Origin of the sequence: Bacillus sanguinis, from assembly GCF_018332475.1 — a bacterium.
GTDB lineage: Bacteria > Bacillota > Bacilli > Bacillales > Bacillaceae_G > Bacillus_A > Bacillus_A sanguinis.
In genome coordinates, this window is record NZ_BOQB01000543.1 from 1 (window position 1) to 790 (window position 790).

The window sequence follows — 790 nt, forward strand, 5'->3', positions numbered from 1 at the left end:
ATAATAGCAATAAAATCCAGCTAAATCAATAAAAAAAGAGAACCTTATATCCCCTAGATAAAATCAATCTAGTTTCTAAAGAGTTCTCTCTTTTTTTATTTTAACTTCGGAATAACAATTTGAAAAATCAATACGAGAATAGTTATGTAAAAAATTGTTAATAACAGCAATGAAATACCATTCATAACAATAGAATCAAATTGTAATCCAGAAAAGAAACTTCTTGTTAAAAGCCCCAATAACAAAGCTAGAAATAGATACAATGGTTTAAACGTAATAGCCATCAGCTTCCTCCTTTGTACTATTTAATATATCCTCTAGTTTTACAAAAGTCAGTAAAGAAACCATATTTGCCTTTTAATTTTTGACAAGCTTTCCCAATTTCATATTGAATTACTTCATTAATAATCACAGCCCCAACTGCACCAATTAGATATTTACCTATTGGGATTAAAACTACTGGTATTGCAGGAAATACATATTGGATTTCTCCTCTTTTTGCTGATTCAACCATTAGAACTTGCCCTGCATCCATATTCTCAAAGTATTCTTTTATATATGTTGCTTCTTGCTCTGATGCCCCTATGTCGATTAATTCTTGTTCATTATATTCATATAATCCCAATTCGTTTTTTGTGGCAAACTGAGCAGCAAACAGGCCAGCTTGATAATCAGAAACTTGCACTTCTAAGTTTCCATTTTCCACTTGTGCAAATGCTCCTGTACCAAAAGAAAACATAAGTACTAATACCATTAATGAAGATATTATTTTTTTAAAAATAAACACATC

The 790-nt window shown here is 30.1% G+C and carries 2 protein-coding genes; both read right to left on the reverse strand.

Going from position 1 to position 790, the window contains the following annotated elements:
- Nucleotides 1–95: 95 nt before the first annotated feature.
- Nucleotides 96–284, reverse strand: coding sequence for a hypothetical protein (locus tag KI369_RS28405; protein WP_151632170.1), 189 nt, complete (start codon nt 282–284; stop codon nt 96–98).
- Between the two features lie 17 nt (nt 285–301).
- Nucleotides 302–790 (reverse strand): hypothetical protein (locus KI369_RS28410; protein WP_212958984.1); only part of this gene is annotated, 489 nt, incomplete at its 5' end.